Source organism: Parafrigoribacterium mesophilum (assembly GCF_039652555.1).
In the GTDB taxonomy this organism is placed as follows: domain Bacteria; phylum Actinomycetota; class Actinomycetes; order Actinomycetales; family Microbacteriaceae; genus Parafrigoribacterium; species Parafrigoribacterium mesophilum.
Window position 1 is genome coordinate 1 of sequence record NZ_JBDJAF010000020.1, and the last position, 343, is coordinate 343.

Annotated in this window: 1 pseudogene; it reads right to left on the reverse strand. The window is 65.6% G+C overall.

The window, feature by feature from the left end:
* A pseudogene (locus ABFX56_RS15925) lies at positions 1-343 on the reverse strand (PQQ-dependent dehydrogenase, methanol/ethanol family); the annotation flags it as partial.

The following is a 343-nucleotide window of genomic DNA, read 5'->3' on the forward strand; positions in this document are numbered from 1 at the left end:
GTAGCCTTCGGGGGTGCCGGTGAACACCAGCCCGCCGGCGGTGGTCAGAACGCCGCCCCACAGCGGGGCCTTGTTCTTGTATTCCCACACGATCTTGCCGGTGGTCGGGTCCATCGCGCGCAGCGCGCCGATGTGATCCTCGGCAATCGGCTTGATCGTGAAGCCGGCGCCGAGATAGGCCGCACCCTTCTTGTAGGCGATCGGTTCGTTCCAGATGTCCATGCCCCATTCGTTGGCGGGAATGTAGAACAGGCCGGCCTGCTGGCTGTAGGCCATCGGCATCTGGTTCTTGGCGCCGAGGAAGGCCGGCGCCGCGAACACGGTCGAGCCCTTCTTGCCGTCG